General features: G+C 71.2%; 14 protein-coding genes and 1 pseudogene. 8 read left to right on the top strand and 7 right to left on the bottom strand.

The genetic code is table 11. The annotated features are described in order from the left end of the window. The 3 genes and pseudogenes from AB0B61_RS35535 to AB0B61_RS35525 all read right to left on the bottom strand — a co-directional run. Window positions 1-245: pseudogene (locus tag AB0B61_RS35535) on the bottom strand (PucR family transcriptional regulator); the annotation flags it as partial. Between the two features lie 57 nt (window positions 246-302). Continuing rightward, entirely contained in the window at window positions 303-1,004 is a 702-nt protein-coding gene (locus AB0B61_RS35530; protein WP_358441499.1) for a TraR/DksA C4-type zinc finger protein, read from the bottom strand. A gap of 272 nt (window positions 1,005-1,276) precedes the next feature. Beyond that, the gene (locus AB0B61_RS35525) at window positions 1,277-1,654 is read right to left on the bottom strand and encodes a hypothetical protein (protein WP_358441496.1); all 378 of its coding nucleotides are present in this window, start codon (window positions 1,652-1,654) and stop codon (window positions 1,277-1,279) included. 122 nt (window positions 1,655-1,776) lie between these two features. On the opposite strand from AB0B61_RS35525, the gene AB0B61_RS35520 reads away from it, so the two are divergent. Next, complete coding sequence (locus AB0B61_RS35520; protein WP_358441494.1) at window positions 1,777-2,109, top strand: hypothetical protein; 333 nt, start codon at window positions 1,777-1,779, stop codon at window positions 2,107-2,109. Window positions 2,110-2,146: 37 nt separating this feature from the next. Continuing rightward, window positions 2,147-4,453, top strand: a complete 2,307-nt coding sequence (gene secD / locus AB0B61_RS35515) for a protein translocase subunit SecD (RefSeq protein WP_358441491.1) — start codon at window positions 2,147-2,149, stop codon at window positions 4,451-4,453. 207 nt (window positions 4,454-4,660) lie between these two features. Here the strand turns inward: secD and AB0B61_RS35510 are convergent, their stop codons facing one another. Continuing rightward, window positions 4,661-7,492 (bottom strand): BTAD domain-containing putative transcriptional regulator, encoded by a 2,832-nt coding sequence (locus tag AB0B61_RS35510; protein WP_358441488.1) that lies wholly within the window; start codon window positions 7,490-7,492, stop codon window positions 4,661-4,663. Between the two features lie 159 nt (window positions 7,493-7,651). On the opposite strand from AB0B61_RS35510, the gene AB0B61_RS35505 reads away from it, so the two are divergent. The 4 genes from AB0B61_RS35505 to AB0B61_RS35490 all read left to right on the top strand — a co-directional run bounded on the left by AB0B61_RS35505 (window position 7,652) and on the right by AB0B61_RS35490 (window position 11,407). Beyond that, entirely contained in the window at window positions 7,652-8,104 is a 453-nt protein-coding gene (locus AB0B61_RS35505; protein WP_358441485.1) for a carboxymuconolactone decarboxylase family protein, read from the top strand. Beyond that, entirely contained in the window at window positions 8,098-8,802 is a 705-nt protein-coding gene (locus tag AB0B61_RS35500; RefSeq protein WP_358441482.1) for an SDR family oxidoreductase, read from the top strand. Before AB0B61_RS35505 ends, AB0B61_RS35500 begins: the two co-directional genes overlap by 7 nt. Window positions 8,803-8,871: 69 nt before the next feature. Beyond that, a complete protein-coding gene (locus AB0B61_RS35495) occupies window positions 8,872-10,176 on the top strand; it encodes an FAD-dependent oxidoreductase (protein ID WP_358441480.1) in 1,305 nt (434 codons plus the stop codon). Between the two features lie 13 nt (window positions 10,177-10,189). Further along, entirely contained in the window at window positions 10,190-11,407 is a 1,218-nt protein-coding gene (locus tag AB0B61_RS35490) for an SGNH/GDSL hydrolase family protein (protein WP_358441478.1), read from the top strand. A 37-nt stretch (window positions 11,408-11,444) separates the two neighbouring features. Here the strand turns inward: AB0B61_RS35490 and AB0B61_RS35485 are convergent, their stop codons facing one another. Further along, window positions 11,445-11,903 carry a rhodanese-like domain-containing protein gene (locus AB0B61_RS35485; protein WP_358441476.1) on the bottom strand — a complete coding sequence of 153 codons (459 nt, stop codon included), beginning with the start codon at window positions 11,901-11,903 and terminating at the stop codon, window positions 11,445-11,447. 98 nt (window positions 11,904-12,001) lie between these two features. On the opposite strand from AB0B61_RS35485, the gene ftrA reads away from it, so the two are divergent. Beyond that, window positions 12,002-12,970, top strand: a complete 969-nt coding sequence (gene ftrA, locus AB0B61_RS35480; RefSeq protein ID WP_358441473.1) for a transcriptional regulator FtrA — start codon at window positions 12,002-12,004, stop codon at window positions 12,968-12,970. 72 nt (window positions 12,971-13,042) lie between these two features. Next, complete coding sequence (locus AB0B61_RS35475) at window positions 13,043-14,989, top strand: hypothetical protein (RefSeq protein ID WP_358441471.1); 1,947 nt, start codon at window positions 13,043-13,045, stop codon at window positions 14,987-14,989. Here the strand turns inward: AB0B61_RS35475 and AB0B61_RS35470 are convergent. Both AB0B61_RS35470 and AB0B61_RS35465 read right to left on the bottom strand, forming a co-directional pair. After that, complete coding sequence (locus tag AB0B61_RS35470) at window positions 14,971-16,983, bottom strand: hypothetical protein (RefSeq protein ID WP_358441468.1); 2,013 nt, start codon at window positions 16,981-16,983, stop codon at window positions 14,971-14,973. The genes AB0B61_RS35475 and AB0B61_RS35470 overlap by 19 nt on opposite strands. A gap of 65 nt (window positions 16,984-17,048) precedes the next feature. Next, entirely contained in the window at window positions 17,049-17,927 is an 879-nt protein-coding gene (locus AB0B61_RS35465; RefSeq protein ID WP_358441466.1) for an SDR family oxidoreductase, read from the bottom strand. Window positions 17,928-17,929: the final 2 nt, after the last annotated feature.

The raw sequence follows: 17,929 nt of genomic DNA, 5'->3' as shown, positions 1-17,929 counted from the left end.
GGCCAAGGCGGGAGAGGAGGGGCGGTTGGTGCGCTCCTGGCTCGGCCGCACCAGCCCGCCGCCGTCGGAGGGGTGGAAGTCCCTAGTGTCGGGCCGACGGCCAGGAGCAGATCACCGGTGACGTGGCGGTCGGTGGCATCCGGCACCGCCACGCTGCGCAGCCAGGCCGAGCGGGTCTCGGGACGGCCGCACAACCGTACGCCGTACCCGCCGAGCACGTTCACCAGGCGGTCCAATGTGATCATGTGCGGCTCCAGGTGCTCAGAGGGGGCGGGGCGACCCCGCTCCCCTCTCACTGGTTGTCAGGCGGCCTCGTGCCGCCGCTGGCAGTCGATGCAGTTGCGGGCCAGCGGCCGGATCTTGAGCCGTTCGAACGGAATGGCCGCCTGGCAGTGGCCGCAGCGGCCGTAGCTGCCGGCCTCCAGCCTGTCGTAGGCCTGAGCGAGTTCGGCGACGGCGCGCTCGGCGGCGGTGATCGAGGCGAGGAGCTCCTGCCAGGTGCCGTCGGCGCCGCTACCGTCCTGCTCCTGTGCCCGCAGCCTATCCAGGTACCGGCTGCGCTGCTCCTGCTGCTGGGTCAGGTCCTGGCGCAGCGACTCAAGCTGCACGCCGCTGAGGTGTGAGGTCGCGTGGCTGTCGGTCATGATCGAAGGTCCTTTCTTGCGAAGCGCGGCGCGGAGGCGGGCCAGCAGCTGCTCTTGGTGAGCACCGCCGCCGGTGACCGTCAGACCCCGCTCGCGCGCGGCCGGACGCGAAGCGGCGGGCAGCCGACATACCAGGCCCGCCGTCATCTCGATGACGCCCTCCAGCGCATACGACACCAGCCCCTCGGCGGTGGTGGCGTTGAGCTGGAGGGCGACCGCGGCGCGGACCGCCCCGCGATCGCTCGGCGAGGCCGCCACCGGCACGCCGGCCAGCACCCGTCGCGGCCGGCTCCCCGATACCTGGGCGTCCCGCAGCACGGTACCCAGGTCGAGCGCCACGAAGCACTGCGCGGTGCTCACCTCGCACCTCCCGGCGATGCCGGATGTGGCCGCTCCAGCCGCGACCAGGCGTGAACTGATTCGACAACGGACATGACGATGATCGGCTCCTTGCTGAGGCCAAAGGAAGGCAGTACAGGAACACGGCCCTGCCGCAGGGACCGCGAGAGGGCTCCGAAGGCGACGGCGAGCATGGGCCGGCCCCACCAGGGCGCAGTCCATGGGCTCGGGACATGCGGCGTCAGGATCCACGGCACGAGCGGCCGCAGCCCTTCGGAGAGAGGTGGCGTCAGCTAGATGAGCGGCGGGCTGCGCGATCCCGCGGTGCGGTGCGCGAGCTGTTGCGGATCGCGGAGCTCATCGACCTTCGAGCCAGGCGACGCCAACAGCGCCAGATAATAAGCGGCCTCATCGTGACGCTCGCCGCGCAACGGCGGCCACAGCGCCAGCACGTGGTGCTCACGGGCGCTACCCGCCTGCGGGGGCAGACCGGGCAGGTCACCGCCCCCACCGCCCGGGCTCCATGCCAGGCCGGACAGCGAATTCTCAGGCGCGATCGGGCCGGCGCTCGCACTGCCGGTGGCGCCGGCCAGCACCAAGCACAGCAGGACCAGACCCATCACGCCGGCGAACGCGATGGACCCTCGTGGTGTTCTCCACGGTCCCGTCATAGGGCAGACCATAGCCCAGACGGCGCGAGAAAGGGCATGCCATTCCATCGCAGGTGCGATCCGCGCCGGGGCCGGGGTACGGTGACCGCCAAGACCCGACCCGTAACCTGCCAGGAGGAGACGTGCGCAGCAGACTGCCCGCCGTCCTGCTCCTGCTGCTGTCGGCCTTCCTGCTGAGCCCCGCGCCTGGCAGCGCCCAGCCGCCCGTCACCGCGACGCCTGCGACCTGGTGGAGCGGCCCGTCCGAGCACGCCGTGCAGGACGCGGCCCTGCCCCGGCTGCATCCCGCCCGCAGCGCACCCGCGCTGCCGATGTGGCCGGCCGTACTGCCGTCCACCGAACGGCCCGGCCCACGGGCGCGGCCCCTGACGGCCCTCGCCCGGCCTTTCACCGCGGCACCTCAGCCGCCCGCCCGTCAGGCGCCGGCCCGAGCGCCACCCTCCACGACGCGCTGACGTCCCCTTTCCTTCTTCGACAGCCCGTGGAGGCTTCATGTCCCGCGCGCCCTTCTGGCGCGCGGTGGCGGCGTGCGCCATCGCCGCCACCGCACTGCTCTTCACCGTCACCACACCGCCGCGTCTAGGGCTGGACCTGCGCGGTGGCACCCAACTCGTCTTCGAAACCCGAGACGCCTCAACAGTCAAGGCCGACGCCGAGGCCACTGACCGTGCCCTGGACGTGCTGCGCCGGCGCGCCGACGCGCTCGGCGTGGTCGACCCCACCCTGTTGCGCTCCGGCGATCGGCGCATCATCGTCGAGCTGCCCGGGGTGCTCGACCCCCGCCAGGCCGCCGAAGTCATCGGCAAGACCGCCCAGCTCACTTTCCACCCGGTCCTGGAACAAGCCGACGACACCAGCGCCGATCAAGGCACCCCCACCAGCGGAGGCATCGGCGCATCCGGGCAAGTCCTGGCCGACGAAGGCGGGCAACGCCTGCGGCTCGGCCCTGCCGCGATCGCCGGCGACGGGGTGAGCGACGCCGCCGCACGCAACGACCCGCAGCAGGGGCCGGGCTGGTTCGCCACCGTCGACTTCCGCGACGCCGCCGCCTGGCAGCGGCTGACCGGCGAGGCCGCCTGCCACAGCCCGAGCAACCCCCAGCGGCGGGTCGCCATCGTCTTGGACAACGAGATCATCTCTTCGCCCCAAGTCGATGCGGGCGTGCCCTGCCAGATCGGCATCCCCGGCGGATCCACCCAGATCAGCGGCTCCTTCACCCACCAGGAGGCACAAGACCTGGCCGTGCTGATCAAGGGCGGCGCCCTGCCCGTCCCGCTCACCTTGATCGAGCAGCGCACCGTCGGCCCCACGCTCGGCGCGCAGGCCATCGAGGCCAGCGCCAAGGCGGGCATCGCCGGTGTCCTGCTCACCGCGTTGTTCATCATCCTCACCTACCGGCTGTCGGGGCTGCTGGCCACCCTCGCGCTGGCCGCCTACGGGCTCATCTCCTACGCCGCCCTGCTCGCCCTCGGCGCGACGCTCACCCTGCCCGGCCTGGCCGGGTTCGTTCTGGCCATCGGCATGGCGGTCGACGCCAACGTGCTGGTCTTCGAGCGAGCGCGTGAAGAGTTTTCGCGTGAAGAGTATGGCCGCGCGCCGCGCCGCGGCCTGCGCGCCGCCCTCGACCGAGGCTTCGCCAACGCCTGGAGCGCCATCGCCGACTCCAACATCACCACGCTCCTGGCCGCCGGATTGCTGTTCTGGCTGGCCTCCGGGCCGGTGCGCGGATTCGGTGTGACGCTGGCCGTCGGCGTCCTTGCCTCACTCGTCTCCGCCATGCTCATCACCCGTGTCCTGACCCACCTCATCCTCAGCGGGACCAGCCCCCGGCTGGCCCGGCTGTCCGGGCTGGCGGTGCACGGCCGGGTCAGGGCCTGGATCACCCGGCGCAACCCGTCCCTGATGGCCGGGCGCCGACGGTGGCTGGCCGCGGCCGCCACCCTGGTCGCCGCAGCCGTGGCCGGGCTGGCCCTGCACGGGCTCAACCTCGGCATCGAGTTCACCGGCGGTCGGATGCTCCAGTACACAGCCGCGCAACCGGTGAGCGCCGAGACCGCGCGGCAGGCGGTGGCCGAGGCCGGCCACCCGGCGGCCAACGTGCAAAGCTCCGGCACCAGCGTGTCCGTGCGTGCCGGCCAGATCAGCGCCGACGACGCCGCCGCCATCGAGCAGGCACTCGATACCCGGCTCGGCGAAGTGACCAAGCAACGCGACGAGCTCATCGGCCCCAGCCTGGGCGACGAACTGCGCCGCAACGCGCTCATCGCGCTCGCCGTGGCGCTGGCGGCGCAACTGCTGTACCTGGCCGTCAGATTCCGCTGGACGTTCGGCGCCGCCGCCGTGATGGCCCTCGTCGTGGACACCCTCGCTGTGCTCGGCCTGTTCGCCTGGCTGGGCAAACCCATCGACGGGGTCTTCCTGGCAGCCATGCTGACCATCGTCGGCTACTCGATCAACGACAAGGTGGTGGTCTTCGACCGCGTCCGCGAACTATGGCAGGCCTCGCCGCAAGCACGCTTCCCCGGCATCGTCAACGCAGCGATCCTGCAGACCGTGCCGCGTACCGTCAACACCGGCCTGGGCGCCCTGTTCATCCTCACCGCGCTGGCCGTCTTCGGCGGTGACACGCTGCGCGACTTCGCCATCGCGCTCATCTTCGGCATCGTGGTGGGGACCGCGTCGTCATCGTTCGTGGCCGGCCCCCTCGCGATCGAGCTCGAACGCCTCAGCAAGCAACCCCCACCCCAGCCGCCCCAGCCGCGCAAACGCCGCCGGCAGAGCACGGGCGCGGTCCTGTAGCACCGCGCGGGGCGCCCGGTGGAACTATGCAGAGGAGTCATCCACGCCACAGGAGCGTCCTGCTCCCAGTTGAGCGCCTTTACAAGGTAGATTCGCAATGAGGCCCTACCCCGGACGTTGGTTGTCTCCGCCCCGGTGATGGCAAATCGTGAAAGCTGTTCGTGCCGGTACGCGATCAACAGCCGACGGGTACCGGTTCAGGAACTTTCAGCGCGGGAAAACGCGCAAAAGACTGCCAGGCCCCTTGAAGGTCTCCGGAGTGGAGAGGAGTTGGGCGATGGCCTCGCGGGCCCGCTTCTCCTCGCTCCGGTTGCTGAGCTCCACGGCCAGATCGAGAGCCGCGGTGTGCAGGCGTACGGCCTGATCGAGGTCTCCCATGGTCGCCGCGACCTCGGCCAAGCTGTTGAGTGCCTTGGCCTCGCCTCGCCGGTAGCCGAAGAGTCGATACAGCTCCAGCGCCTGCTCGTGATGGCCGCGCGCCTCGGCGGGCCGGCCCAGCCGGGTGCAGGCCACCCCGAGGTTGTCCAGGGCGTCGGCCTCACCGCCCCGGCTGCCGATCTCTCGGGACAGCTCCAGCGCCTGGCGATGCAGGCCGGCCGCCTGCGCATACTGTCCCAGCCGCTCATGGACGATGCCGAGGTAGTCCAGCGTCACGGCCTCGCCGAACCGGTCGCCGATGTCGCGGAACAGCTCAAGGGCACGCAGGTTCGCCTCCTTGGCCCGCTCGTGGTCGCCTTCGTCCATACAAACCCTGCCCAAGCCGAGCAGCGCGCGTGCCTGACCTCGCCGGTCTTCAGATGTACGGCAGGCGGCCAGCGCCCGGTCGAAGTGTTCACGGGCGACGCCATGGCGCCCCTGCACCTGATGCACCCAGCCGAGATCGGTCAGCGCCCGCCCTTCATCGGCCGGATCCTCACGGTGCCGGGCTGCCTCCAGCGCCTTGCCGTACAGAGCGAGGGCATCGTCGTGGTGGGCGTGGTCGTAGAGATAGCGGTACAGCGTGGTGGCCAGCAGGCTGGTGTGCGCCACGTCGCGATCGGCGGCCAGGACGAGGTTGGCTCGTTCGGCGTCCAGCCAGGTCAACGCCTCGGCCGCGTCATGGAGGGGGACCGGTGGCGGCGTGGCTTGTTCGATGCGCGGTCGCCGGTGTGCGCTGTCGGGGTAGAGCACGTCCATGGCGGCCGAGGCCGTGGTCAGCTGGTGGCCGAGCAGCCGGGTCAGCGCCGCGTGCCTGGCCTGCGGCCGCTCCTGCTCGGCCACCAGCTCCGCGGCGTACCGGCGGAGCAGGTCGTGGAAGACGTAGCGGCCGAAGGCGCGCTGCTGGAGCATGTGCGCGTCCAGCAGGTCCTCCAGTACGTCCTCAGTACGCTCCACGGGCAGGTCGGCGAGCGCGGCGGCCGCGTAGGGTTCGACGTCACGGCCGGGATGCAGCCCGAGCAGGCGGAAGAGGCGCTGCTGATCAGCCGTGAGCTGGCGGTACGACAGAGTGAACGCGGCCGCCACGCCGCGTTCCGACCTGGTCAGCTCGGTGAGCCTGCGGCGCTCGTCACGCAGGCGTTCGGCGAGATGGTCCACGCTCCAGCGAGGGCGGTGCCGCAGGCGGGTGGCGGCGATGCGTAAGGCCAACGGCAGGAACCCGCACAGCAGCAGGACCTCTGTGACCGCCTCGGGCTCGGTGGACGCGCGCTCGCCCACGATGCCGGTGAAGAGCGCCAAGGCGTCGGGCAGGGGCAGGACGTCCATGGACAGGGCCCGCGCGCCATCCAGGTCGGTGAGCCGCTGGCGGCTGGTGATGAGCACCAGGCTGTTCGAGGCGCCCGGCAGCAGGGGCCGGACCTGGGCGGCATCGGCGGCGTTGTCCAGCACCAGCAGCACCCGGCGGCCGGCCAGCTCGGCTCGCCACAGCGCGGCCCTCTCCGTCATGGACGCGGGGATGCGCTCGGTCGGCACGCCGAGTTGCCGCAGCAGCACCTCCAGCGCTTTCCCGGGCTCGAGCGGCCGCTGGCCCGCTGTGTGCGCGTGCAGGTCGATGAAGAGCTGACCGTCGGAGTATCGTCCGGCGAGCCGATGCGCGGCATGGACGGCCAGTGCCGTCTTGCCGATGCCGGCCATGCCGTCGATCGCGGAGATCGTCATCGCCTGGGAGGCCGGCTCGCACAGCTCCTCCACCTGGACGGAGCGACCGGCGAAGTCGGGGATGTCGTAGGGCAGGAAGGCCGCCTCGGGCCTGGTCGCCTCAGATCTGGCGGGGGCGGCGGGCGGTTCTTCACCCTCCGTGGGCCGGATCGTGGCGGCCGCGGGTGGCTCACCCCGCAGGACGGTCTCCTCCACGGCCAGGAAGGCCTGGCCCGGATCCAGCCCCTGCTCATCGGCCAGTCTGCGGCGGTAGCCACGCGCGACGGCCAGCGCGTCCGTCTGCCGCCCGGCGCGGTGCAGGGCCAGCATCAGTTGCCCGGCCAGTCGTTCACGTAAGGGATGCGTGGTCAGCTCGGCGGCCAGCTGGTCAATGAGCTCCTCATGCCTTCCGGCGGCGAACTCGAGCTCCACCAGCCGTTCGATCGCGGTCAGCCGCCGATCCTCCAGCCGCGCCCTGGCGCTCTCGGCGAAGTGGGCCTGGACGTCGGCGAAGGCGGGCCCGCGCCACAGGGTGAGCGCTTCGCGCAGCGTCCGTACGGCCGCGGCCGGCTCGGACTCCGCCTCGGCCACGAGCATGGTGAACTCCTGCAGGTCGAGCTGTCCCGGCTCCGGAGTGATCACGTATCCGGCCGGCCGGGTCTCGAGCAGGTGGACCGCGCCCGCCGCGCGCAGCGTGCGCCGGATCGCCGTCAGCGCGGCGTGTACCTGCGCCCTGGCGGTGTCCGGCCGCGTCGGCCCCCACATCGCCTCGCTCAGCCGCTCGACGCTCAGCACCGTGCCGGAATGCAGCAGCAGGTACCCCAGGAACGCACGGTGACGTGGAGCGAGCGAGGGAAGCTCCAGGCCCTCAGCCGACGCCTCCACTGGACCCAGGACCGCGAAACGTACATTCCCGCCGAGCACCCGCAGGAGTCTATATCCATCGCGAATCACCACATCGTCGATGCATCGCGGATGTATTAATCGCCCCCTTGATGCTGGTCGTACGGCGCGCCGGTCACATTTCCCCGCTCGCCCTAGTCATGTGAGCGACAACGACCAGAACCCTCAAGGAGACAGACCATGCAAGCACGCATGAAGAACCCCGCCATCGTCCTGCCCGGCGCCATGCAGGCGCTCATGAACCTGCAGAAGGCCACCGACCAGGCCGGACTGCCCAAGGTCACGTCCGACCTGGTGCTGTTGCGGGCCAGCCAGATCAACGGGTGCAGCGTCTGCGTCGACATGCACGCCAAGGACCTGCGCAAGGAGGGCGAGAGCGACGAGCGGCTCTTCGCCGTGGCCGCCTGGCGCGAGGCCCCGTACTTCACCGACGCGGAACGCGCCGCACTGGCACTGGCCGAGGCGGTCACCCGGCTCGCCGACGGCGGTCAGGTCGCCGACGATGTGTGGGATGAGGCCGCCGACCACTACTCCGAGACCGAACTCGCCGCTTTGATCATGACGGTCTCCACCGTCAACCTGTGGAACAGGCTCAACGCCACCACCCGGCAGATCGCGGGTGCGGCATGGTAGCGGTCGCCCTCGTCACCGGCGCGAACAAAGGCATCGGTTTCGAGGTCGCCCGTCAGCTCGGTGACCGGGGCATCACCGCGATCATCGGTGCCCGTGACGAGGAGCGGGGACGTGCCGGGGCCGAGCTGCTCGGCCTGCCGTACGTGCGGCTCGACGTCACGGACGCGGGCAGCATCCGAGCCGCGGCGACGTGGATCGAGCAGGAGTACGGCAGGCTCGACATCCTGGTCAACAACGCCGGAATCACCTTCGCCGACGGGCCGCCCAGCCAGAGTTCGGTCGAGCAGGCCCGCCAGGTCTATGAGACGAACGTGTTCGGCGTCATCGAGGTCACCAACGCGATGCTGCCGCTGCTGCGCCGCTCGTCGGCGGGACGCATCGTGAACGTCTCCAGCGAGCGCGGCTCGATCGGCCGCACCCTGGACCGCGGCCATCCGTTGTGGCCGATGCTCAACCTGGCCTACTGCTCCTCCAAGGCCGCCTTGAACATGATCACCGTGTCCTACGCCAAAGAACTGTGGGACACCCCGATCAAGGTCAACACGGTCGATCCGGGCTGGGTCAAGACCGACATCAACCACAACGAAGGCATCAAAACCCCCGAAGAGGGCGCCGCACCGATCGTGGCCATGGCCCTGCTGGAGGCCGACGGCCCCACCGCCACCTTCGTCCAGCACGAAGGCCCTCTTCCCTGGTAGTCGACGAATGCCCTGGTAGTCCCTGAATTCCCTGATAGTCCCTGATAGTCCCTGAAGGAGACGACAGCTATGGATCTGCGGAACGCCGTCCGGGGGCGTGTCTTGCTCCCCGGCGAGGACGGGTTCGACGAGGCGGCCCGGCCGTGGGCCGTGGGCGTCCACCAGCCGGTGGCCGCCGTGGTGGAGGCCGAGAACGCCGCGGATGTGGCGGCGCTGGTGCGATACGCCCGCGAAGCCGGGCTGACGGTCACCGCCCAGCCGTCGGGCCATGGCGCCTCGGGCGATGTGCAGGGGGTGATCCTGCTGCGTACCGGCCGCCTGGACCGGGTGGAGGTCGACGCGCAGGCGCGCGTCGCCCGCGTCGGTGCCGGAGTGCGGTGGGGCCGGGTACTGGCCGAGACCGGCAAGTACGGCCTCACCGGGCCGGCCGGCAGCAGCCCGGCGGTGACGGTCGCCGGGTTCGTCGCCGGCGGCGGGCTCTCGTGGTTCGGCCGCCGGTACGGCTGGGCCGCCGACTCGGTGCGCGCCTTCGAGATCGTCGACGCCGACGGCGAGCAGGTGCGGGTCACCGCCGACTCCGACAGCGAGCTGTTCTGGGCGCTGCGCGGTGGTGGCGGCGACTACGCGCTGATCACCTCGATCGAGCTGGCGCTGTATCCGGCACCCAGCGTGTACGGCGGGCGGATCGTCTGGCCGGCAGCCCGCACGGAAGAGGTGTTCAACGCCTTCGCCCAGATCACCGCGGACGCGCCGCGCGAGCTGTCGGTGTGGATCAACCGTGTGGCCCCGCCGCCGCCCGCCCCGCCGATGGTCACCGTGGACGTGACCTACCTCGGCGACGATGCGGAGGCCAAGGCGCTGCTGGCCGTATTCGACGAGATCGGCGGCAGCCTCTCCGACAGCCGCGGCCTGATGGACCTCGCCGACCTCGGCACGATCGCGGCCGAGCCGATCGAGCCCAGCCCGATGCTGGCCCGTACCGAACTGCTGACCGGCCTGGACGCGGCGACGCTGGAGACGCTCGCCGGTGCCGACCTCGCGCCGCTGCTGAACCTGCAGGTCCGGCATCTGGGCGGGGCGCTGGCCGAGGCCGATCCCGCCGGCGGCGCGGGTGGCGCGCTCGCCGAGCCGTACATGCTCTACCTGCTCGGCCTGCGGCTGCCCCACCTGGCCGACGGGGTGCGGGCCAGGCAGGCGGCCCTGGTCGAGGCACTGGGCCAGGCGGTCAGCGGGCGCAAACCGTACACCTTCCTCGCACCGGCGGAGAACGCCGCCCAAGCCTTCCCCGCCGGCACCCTGGCCCGGCTGCGCGAGATCAAGCGCCATCGCGATCCCTATGGCGTCTTCCGCGCCAACTTCCCTGTCCTCGACTGAAAGGAGCACGCACGTGTGGAAAATCGCGACCGCCGCCGCCCTGATCGCCGCATTGACGGCGTTACCAGCACCCGCTGACGCGGAAACCGGCACATGGACGGCTGGATGGGCGAGCGCCGTCCAGCAGCCGTCGGCCGACGTCTGGTATCCCACCTGGGCGGAGAAGGGTTTCGCCAACCACTCCGTCCGCCAGGTGGTGCGGGTCACCGCCGGCGGCTCAAAGCTCCGGATCCGGCTGTCGAACCGCTACGGCAGCACCCCGCTCCGGCTCACTGGTGCGAGCGTGGGCAAGACCGGCACAGGCGCCGCCGTGCGGGCGGGCACCCTCCGACCGCTGACCTTCGCGCGCTCCGCCTCCGTGAACATCCCCGCCGGTGGGCAGGCCGCCGGCGATCCCGTCCGGCTCGCGGTCAAGCCGGGCGAGCGGCTGACCGTGACGCTGTACTTCCAGGGCAGCACCGGTCCGGCCACCTACCACAACCTCGCGCAGGCCACCTCCTACCGGGCCGGTGGCGATCATCTCAGCGACCTCGGCGCGACCGCCTTCGCCGAGACCAACAGCTCCTGGTTCTACCTGTCCGGAGTGGACGTGTACGGCGACGCGGCAGCGGTGGCGACCTTCGGCGACTCCATCACCGACGGGTACGGCGCCACCCAGGACGCCGATGACCGCTACCCGGACGCGCTGGCCCACAGGCTGGCCAACCGGCGGCCGGTGCTCAATCTCGGTATTGCCGGCAACCGGCTGCTCACCGACTCGGCGTGCCTGGGCGAGCGGGGACTGGCGCGTTTCCGCTGGGACGTGCTCGACCGGTCCCGCGTCAAGAGCGTGATCGTGCTGGAGGGCATCAACGACATCCTCTTGGGCCTGCAGGAACCCACGCCCTGCACCACGCCCGCGGTCAAGGTCGATGCCGACGACCTGATCGGCGGCTACCGGCAGCTCATCCGCGCCGCCCACGCGCACGGCGTACGGATCATCGGCGGCACCCTCCTGCCCGCCAAGGGGTACGCGTACCTCACTGATGAGGCCGAGCGGATCCGCGACACGGTCAACGCGTGGATCCGCACCAGCGGCGCGTTCGACGCGGTCGTCGACTTCGAGCGCGCCGTCGCCGACCCCGCCGACCCCGACCGGATTCGGCCCGGCTTCGACAGCGGAGACCACCTCCACCCCAACCCGGCCGGCTACCAGGCGATGGCCGACGCCATCGACCTGCGCACCCTGTGAAGCCCGGGTCCGCGGTCAGCGACCGCATGTAACCAGGTCAGCAGCCGCATGCGACGGCGTGGACGGGAGCCGTCAGCGGGTCGGCGGGCCGCCTCTCCACACCGGAGCCGGTCACGACGGGGAAGCCCTCGCGCGCCCAGTACTCGAAGCCGCCGATCATCTCCTTGACGCGATAGCCGAGCTTGGCGAACTCCAGCGCCGCGCGCGTCGCGCCGTTGCATCCGGGCCCCCAGCAGTACGTCACCACGGTCACCTCGCGGGAGACGACCGCTGGCGCGCGGGCGGCGATCTCCGCCGTGGGCAGGTGCAGCGCGCCTTCGATGTGGCCCTGGAGCCAGCTCTCCACGCTGCGCGAGTCGACCACGACGATGCTCGCGTCGCCCGCGCTGAGATCGGCATGGACATCGGATACGTCCGTCTCGAACGACAGACGAGCCGAAAAATGAGTGACGGCGGCGGCCAGGTCGGCGGCCAGGGTGGCGAGAACTGCTGACATTTCGGGATTACCTCCAACTCGTTCCTGCCATGAATGGTGCAGTGCGCCCCCACGCCCCCACGAGTGGCATGAATGCCTAATGTCGCTAATATCCAGCCATGCTCCGGCGCTATGACAGCAATCGCACCGTCTCGGTTCTGGCCTTCGACGGCATGGGCACGTTCGAGCTGGGGTGCGTCGTCGAGATCTTCGGGCTTCCCCGGCCGGAGCTGGACGTCCCGTGGTACGACCTCGTGGTGTGCGCCGAGCACGACGGCCCGCTGCGGGCGGTCGGCGGCTTCACCATCCAGGCGACGAACGGGCTGGACGTCTTCGCCGAGGCACGGACGGTGATCATCCCGGGCGTGCCGGACGTCCGCGCCGAGGTCTCCCCCGCGCTCATCGGCGCGGTGCGACGGGCGCACGAGCGGGGCGCCCGCATCGTGTCGATCTGCTCGGGGGCCTTCGTCCTGGCGGCGGCCGGCCTCCTGGACGGCCGGTCGGCCACCACGCACTGGAGGTACGCCGAGCTGCTCCAGGAACGTTTTCCGCTGGTCGGCGTCGATCCCGGCGTGCTGTACGTGGACAACGGCGATGTTCTGACCAGCGCGGGCAGCGCGGCCGGCATCGACCTGCTGATCCACCTCATCCGCCGCGACCATGGCCCGGGCATCGCCAACGCGGTGGCCAGGAGGCTGGTCGTGCCGCCGCACCGGGAGGGCGGCCAGGCGCAGTTCATCGAGGCCGCCGTCGCCCCCGTCGAGGACGACGACGCCGTGGCCAGGACGATGGAATGGGCGCTGGCCAATCTCTCCCGCCCGATCACGGTGGCGACGCTGGCCCGGGTCGCCGGGATGTCGCAGCGCAGTTTCGTCCGCCACTTCAACCGCAGGACCGGGACCAGCCCGCTGCGCTGGGTGATCGCGCAGCGGATCGCGGCCAGCCTGCCACTGCTGGAGTCGGCCACGGCGCCGGTCGAGGAGGTCGGGGCCGCCGTCGGTTTCGAGAGCCCGGTCACCTTCCGCCACCACTTCAGCCGCTCGATGCGCACCTCCCCGTCCGCGTACCGGAAGGCATTCGGCCGCTGACCCTTGGAGGTCTTGCCAGAGAGCCGGGTGAGAAATACGGTCAAGGCCGTTATATCTCTCTTGGAGGGACCCATGCGCATTTTCGCTGTGGCATTAGCCATCGCGCTGTCCATCACATCTCCGGTCAGGTCCGAAACCGCTGCACCTCCGACAGGCTGCGGCTTCCAGAGCCTGGGCACCCTGCCGCTCACCGGCGCCACCACCGCGGGCACCGCGCGCGACGGCGCCCGCGTCTACTCGGTCACCTCCAGCGCGTCCGGCCCCGCGATGCTCGGCATCAGGAACGCGGCGGACGCCACGCTGGTCGCCGAACGCCCGCTGCCGTACGCGCTCGGCTCCTGGGCCGTCACCGTCGCCCCCGATCACTCCGTCTACGTGGGCAGTTACAACGCCACGGCCGGGGCCATGGGCCGGCTCTTCCGCTACGACCCCGCCACCGACAAGGTCAGCGAGCTGGGCATCGCCGTGCCGGGCGAGACGTTCGTGTGGACCGTGGCCGCCAGCCCCGACGGCTCCGCCGTCTACGGCGGCACCTCGCCCAACGGCCGGCTCTTCCGCTACGACACGGCCACCGGGCGGATCTCGGATCTGGGCAGCCCGGTGCCGGGCGAGCAGTACATACGCGATCTCGCCATCGCCAAGGACGGCACGATCTACGCCGGCATGGGCGCCGCGAGCATGAAGGTGGCGGTGTTGAAGCCCGACGGCACCCTGATCAAGGTCATCGACCCGCCGATCGAGGGCAGCGGCTATGCCTACGACCTGGACGTGGTGGCCGGTCGCCTGCTGGTCCGCTTCGGCACCTCCACCGGCGCCAACCCCATGGGCGTCTACGACCTGGCCGGGAACCGATGGCGCGACGTGGTGGAGGACGTCGACAGCCTCACCGTCGGCGGCGGGGCCCGCGGCGGCCGCGTCTACCTGTTCCAGGGCGAAGAGCTCGCCGTCTACGACATCAAGCGCCGGAAGACGACCCGGCTCGGCTTCACCGACTTCGGCGGCGGCGCCGCCCGCCCGCTGGGCTGGATCGGCCACACGCTCGTGGGCACCTCCTCCACCGGCCGCATGTGGCACTACGACCGCAAGAGCGGCCGGGGCGAACTGTTCGACTCCACGCTGACCGGCCAGCCCGTCTCCATCAGGTCGATGGGGGTCGGCCCCGACGGCCGCGTCTACGCGGGCGGCTTCTTCACCGGCGGCCTGGCCGCCTATGACCCCGTGACCGGCGCGGCGCAGTTCTGGCCGAACGTCGGCCAGAGCGAGGGCATCGTCACCCACAAGGGCAAGCTCTACCTCGGCGTCTACCCCGGTGCCCGCATCTACGAGTTCGACGGCAGCGAGCCCCGGCTGCTGCTCGGCCTCGCCGGCCAGGAGCAGGACCGGCCCTTCGCCATGGTCTCGGCCGGCGACTGGCTCGCCTTCGGCACCGTGCCCAAGGCCGGCACGCTCGGCGGCGCCTTGGGGCTGCTGGACCCCGCCACCGGCAGGTCGGTGATCAGGCGCAACCTCATCCCGGGTCACAGCATCATCGCCCTGGCCTACCGCGACGGCGTCCTGTACGGCACGACGTCGGCCTTCGGCGGCACCAGCACCCCTCAGGGCGAAGCCCGTGCCTTCGCCTACGACATCGCCACCGACGCCCTCAAGTGGACCAGCACCCCGGTGCCCGGCGACCTGGCGCTCGGCTCGATCACCTTCGACGGCGAGGGCAGGCTCTGGGGGCTCACGCCGGACACGCTCTTCGAGCTCGACCCGGCCACGGGCCAGACCCTGCGCAGCGTGCGGCACCAGACCTACCCGTGGTCCACCGCCACCCAGGTCTGGCTCGACACCAACATCGAGCTGGGCCGCGACGGCATGCTGTACGGCAAGGTGCAGGGCAAGGCCTACCGGATCGACCGGGCGGCGATGACGCTCACGCTCATCGCCCGCCCGATGTCGATCCTGCTCAAGGGCCCGGACCAGCACATGTACCTGTCACGCTTCGAGAACTTCTCCACCTACCGGCTCTGCGGCTGATACCTGAACAACCGCGGCCCCTCGGCGAAGTAGACGTCCCCGGACCTGTGCACCGCGAGCTGGTGCACAGGTCCCTGCCGCAGCACCGTCCGCCGCCCGGAGACCGGGTCCAGCGCGAACACCTCCGTCCCCGCGTGCGCGCCGTACAGCAGGCCGTCCCTCCTGTTGAGGGAGAGGGCGCCGCTGGCGCTCGTACTCGACGAGAGGGTGACCTTGGAGACCACCTTGCGGGCCGCCACGTTCACCGCGAACACCTCGCCGCCCGCGATCCCCCACAGCCGCCCGCGGCGGTCGAAGGTGAGCGCCGGGATGGCCGGCTTGCCCGGCGCGGGGACGATCTGCCAGAGCAGCCGGTTCTCCCGCACCGACCAGGCGAACAGCTTGGCCTCGGGCTGGGTGGGCGGGGTGGCCGACTGGCCGCCGTAGATCGAGGTGCCGCCGTAGACGACGCCGTCGCGGTAGGCCAGCGACACGATGCTCTGGTCCTGTACGACGTTGCGCGCGGCGTGCTTCAGCTCGCCCTTCGCCGGATCCCACACCGCCAGCACTCCGCCGAGCTGACCGAGGTCGGGCATCGTACCGGCGACCAGGTAGCGCCCCGCCGACACCAGGGCGCGCGGCCTGATCTGCTTGTCGGCCGCGAGGTCGAACAGCCTGGCCGGGTTGGGCGCCGGTCCCGGAACCGGGCTGGGCGAGTACTCGGTGCTGTTCCACGGCAGCGCGGGGTCGTAGGCGTAGACCCTGGCCTCGGGGTAGGCGCCGACATACAGCTTGCCGGCGTGCGCGGTCATGGCCTCGCTCTGGGAGAAGGTGTGGAATTCGGTCCGCTCCCCCGTCTTCGGGTCGAGCGCGGCGAACCCGCCGTTGAGGAAGCCACCGGTGTAGACGCGGCCGTCCGGGCCGTCGGCGATGGCGGTGATGTCGATCGGCTCGCCCTTGATGCCGGTCTGGACGAACGAGCGCGCGCCCGTCTGCGGGTTGTAGCGGAACATCAGTCCCCGCCACAGCAGCCCGACCAGGCTCTTGCCGGGATAGTCGGGCAGGCCCAGCTCCGCCCAGCCGATGCCCCTGGTGTTCGCCACCCGCCCCGTGAACGGCATCCCGGTCCCGGTCACCGTTCGGGTGCGCGGGTCGTAGCACACCAGCTCGGCGGCCTTGACGAAGTAGACGCGGCCCTGGTCGTCGGGCGGTGAGACGTCGAGGCCGTGGGCCGACTCGACGGCGTCCGTCCAGGCATGGGCGGCGATGTCCCAGACGTGCAACGGCCCCGGGAAGGCGCTGCCGAACCTGACATAGAGGAAGCCGCCGACGGCGTTGACGTCGTAGGCCCACTTGTCGGTGAGGTCCAGTCCCGGCGGGGCGGGCAGCCGCTCGGCCACGCCCGTGGCGGCGTCGACCTCGAAGACGGCCGCCGGGGCTTCCGTACCAGCGTAGATCTTGCCGTTGGCGTAGGAGACGCTGCGGACGTAGGCGTGCGACGGGGACAGCCGGCCGTAGTCCCGGACGCCGCCGGCCGGGTCGTAGCCGAACAACCGGCCGCCTGGTGATGTACCGCCGTAGACGGTCGCGCCCTCGCCGGCCGCCACGGACCAGATGAAGTTCTCCGACGGCAGGGGGCGGCCCAGGTCGGCGACGCCGCCCTGGCGGGTCCAGCGGTAGAGGCGGCCGTCGCCGTACGTGCCGGCGTAGAGGCTGCCGTCGGGCGTCGCGTCCACCGCCCAGGCCCCGGCGGCGCCCGGCAGGTCGAACCGGCCGCGTTCGGCGCCGGTGGCGGGGTCGACGGCGTTGAGGTGGGCGGGGGTGCCCGAGGAGGCGCCCCAGAGCACCGCCTGGCCGTCGGGGCCGGGCGCCACGACGCCGCCGAGGAGGAGCACGTCCTGCAGCGGGACGCCGAGATCGGTCACCCGGCCGGTCGCGCTGTGGGCGGGGGGCGCCACGCTCAGCAGCATGGCGGCGCTGAGCCCCGCCGCCAGGATTCTCCTAATTAAGGTCATGGCCGAAATCTAGAAAATAGACTGATGGTGGTCAAGTACCCCGATTACGGCTAGGACCGTAGTTGTCAGCCGGCCGAGGCGAACGCGGCGGCGTGGTCGCGGGCGAAGTCGGCGATGTCACGCGGGGGGCGGCCGAGAAGGTCGGCGACCGTATCCGTGGTGAAGTCCCCCCAGCCGGATTCGTACGCCCGCGCGTACTCCGCCAGCATGTCGACGATCCATGGCGGGACGCCGTAGCCGAGCAGGGTCTTGCGCTTGGCGTCGTCGCTGACCGGCACATGCGTGACGGACCTGCCGAGAGCGCGACTCAAGTGGCCCGCGACCTCGTCGAAGGTCAGCGAGCGCGGGCCGGTGAGGGTGTACGTCCGGCCGTGGTGACGATCCGGGTCGTCGAGAAGCACGCGGGCAGCGCACTCGGCGATGTCGCGTACGTCGATCATCCCGACCCGCGCGGCGGCCATGTTCAGCGAGAACGTGCCGGTGGCCGCGATGTCGCCCGCCTCGTTCAGCAGGTTCTGCATGAACCAGTGGGGACGCAGGATCGTCCAGCGCATGCCGCACCGTTCGGTCTCCCGGTCGGACAGCGCGTGCAGCCTGCCGCTGCGGTTCGGCGCGTCGTGTGCCGCGCCGACGACGGACAGGCGCACGACACGCTCCACACCGGCCTGGCGTGCGGCCCACACGGCGTTCATGTTGTGCTCCGGAGCGCGCGGGCCGTTCGGGGTGAGCAGCCACACATCCTGTACGCCCTCGAAGGCGGGCGGCAGCGACCGGGCGTCGTCGAGATCCCCGACGAAGACCTCGGCGCCCACCTCGCGCGGGCCGGCCGCCCTGGACTCCTCGCGGACGAGAGCCCGGAGGTCCACCTCGGCGCCTTCCAGCGCGTCGATCAGTGCGCTGGACACGGTTCCGGTGGCGCCGGTGATCAGCACGGTACGCGACATGC

Source organism: Nonomuraea sp. NPDC049158, from assembly GCF_040648335.1.
GTDB lineage: Bacteria > Actinomycetota > Actinomycetes > Streptosporangiales > Streptosporangiaceae > Nonomuraea.
This window is presented reverse-complemented; position numbering and strand designations above follow the sequence as displayed.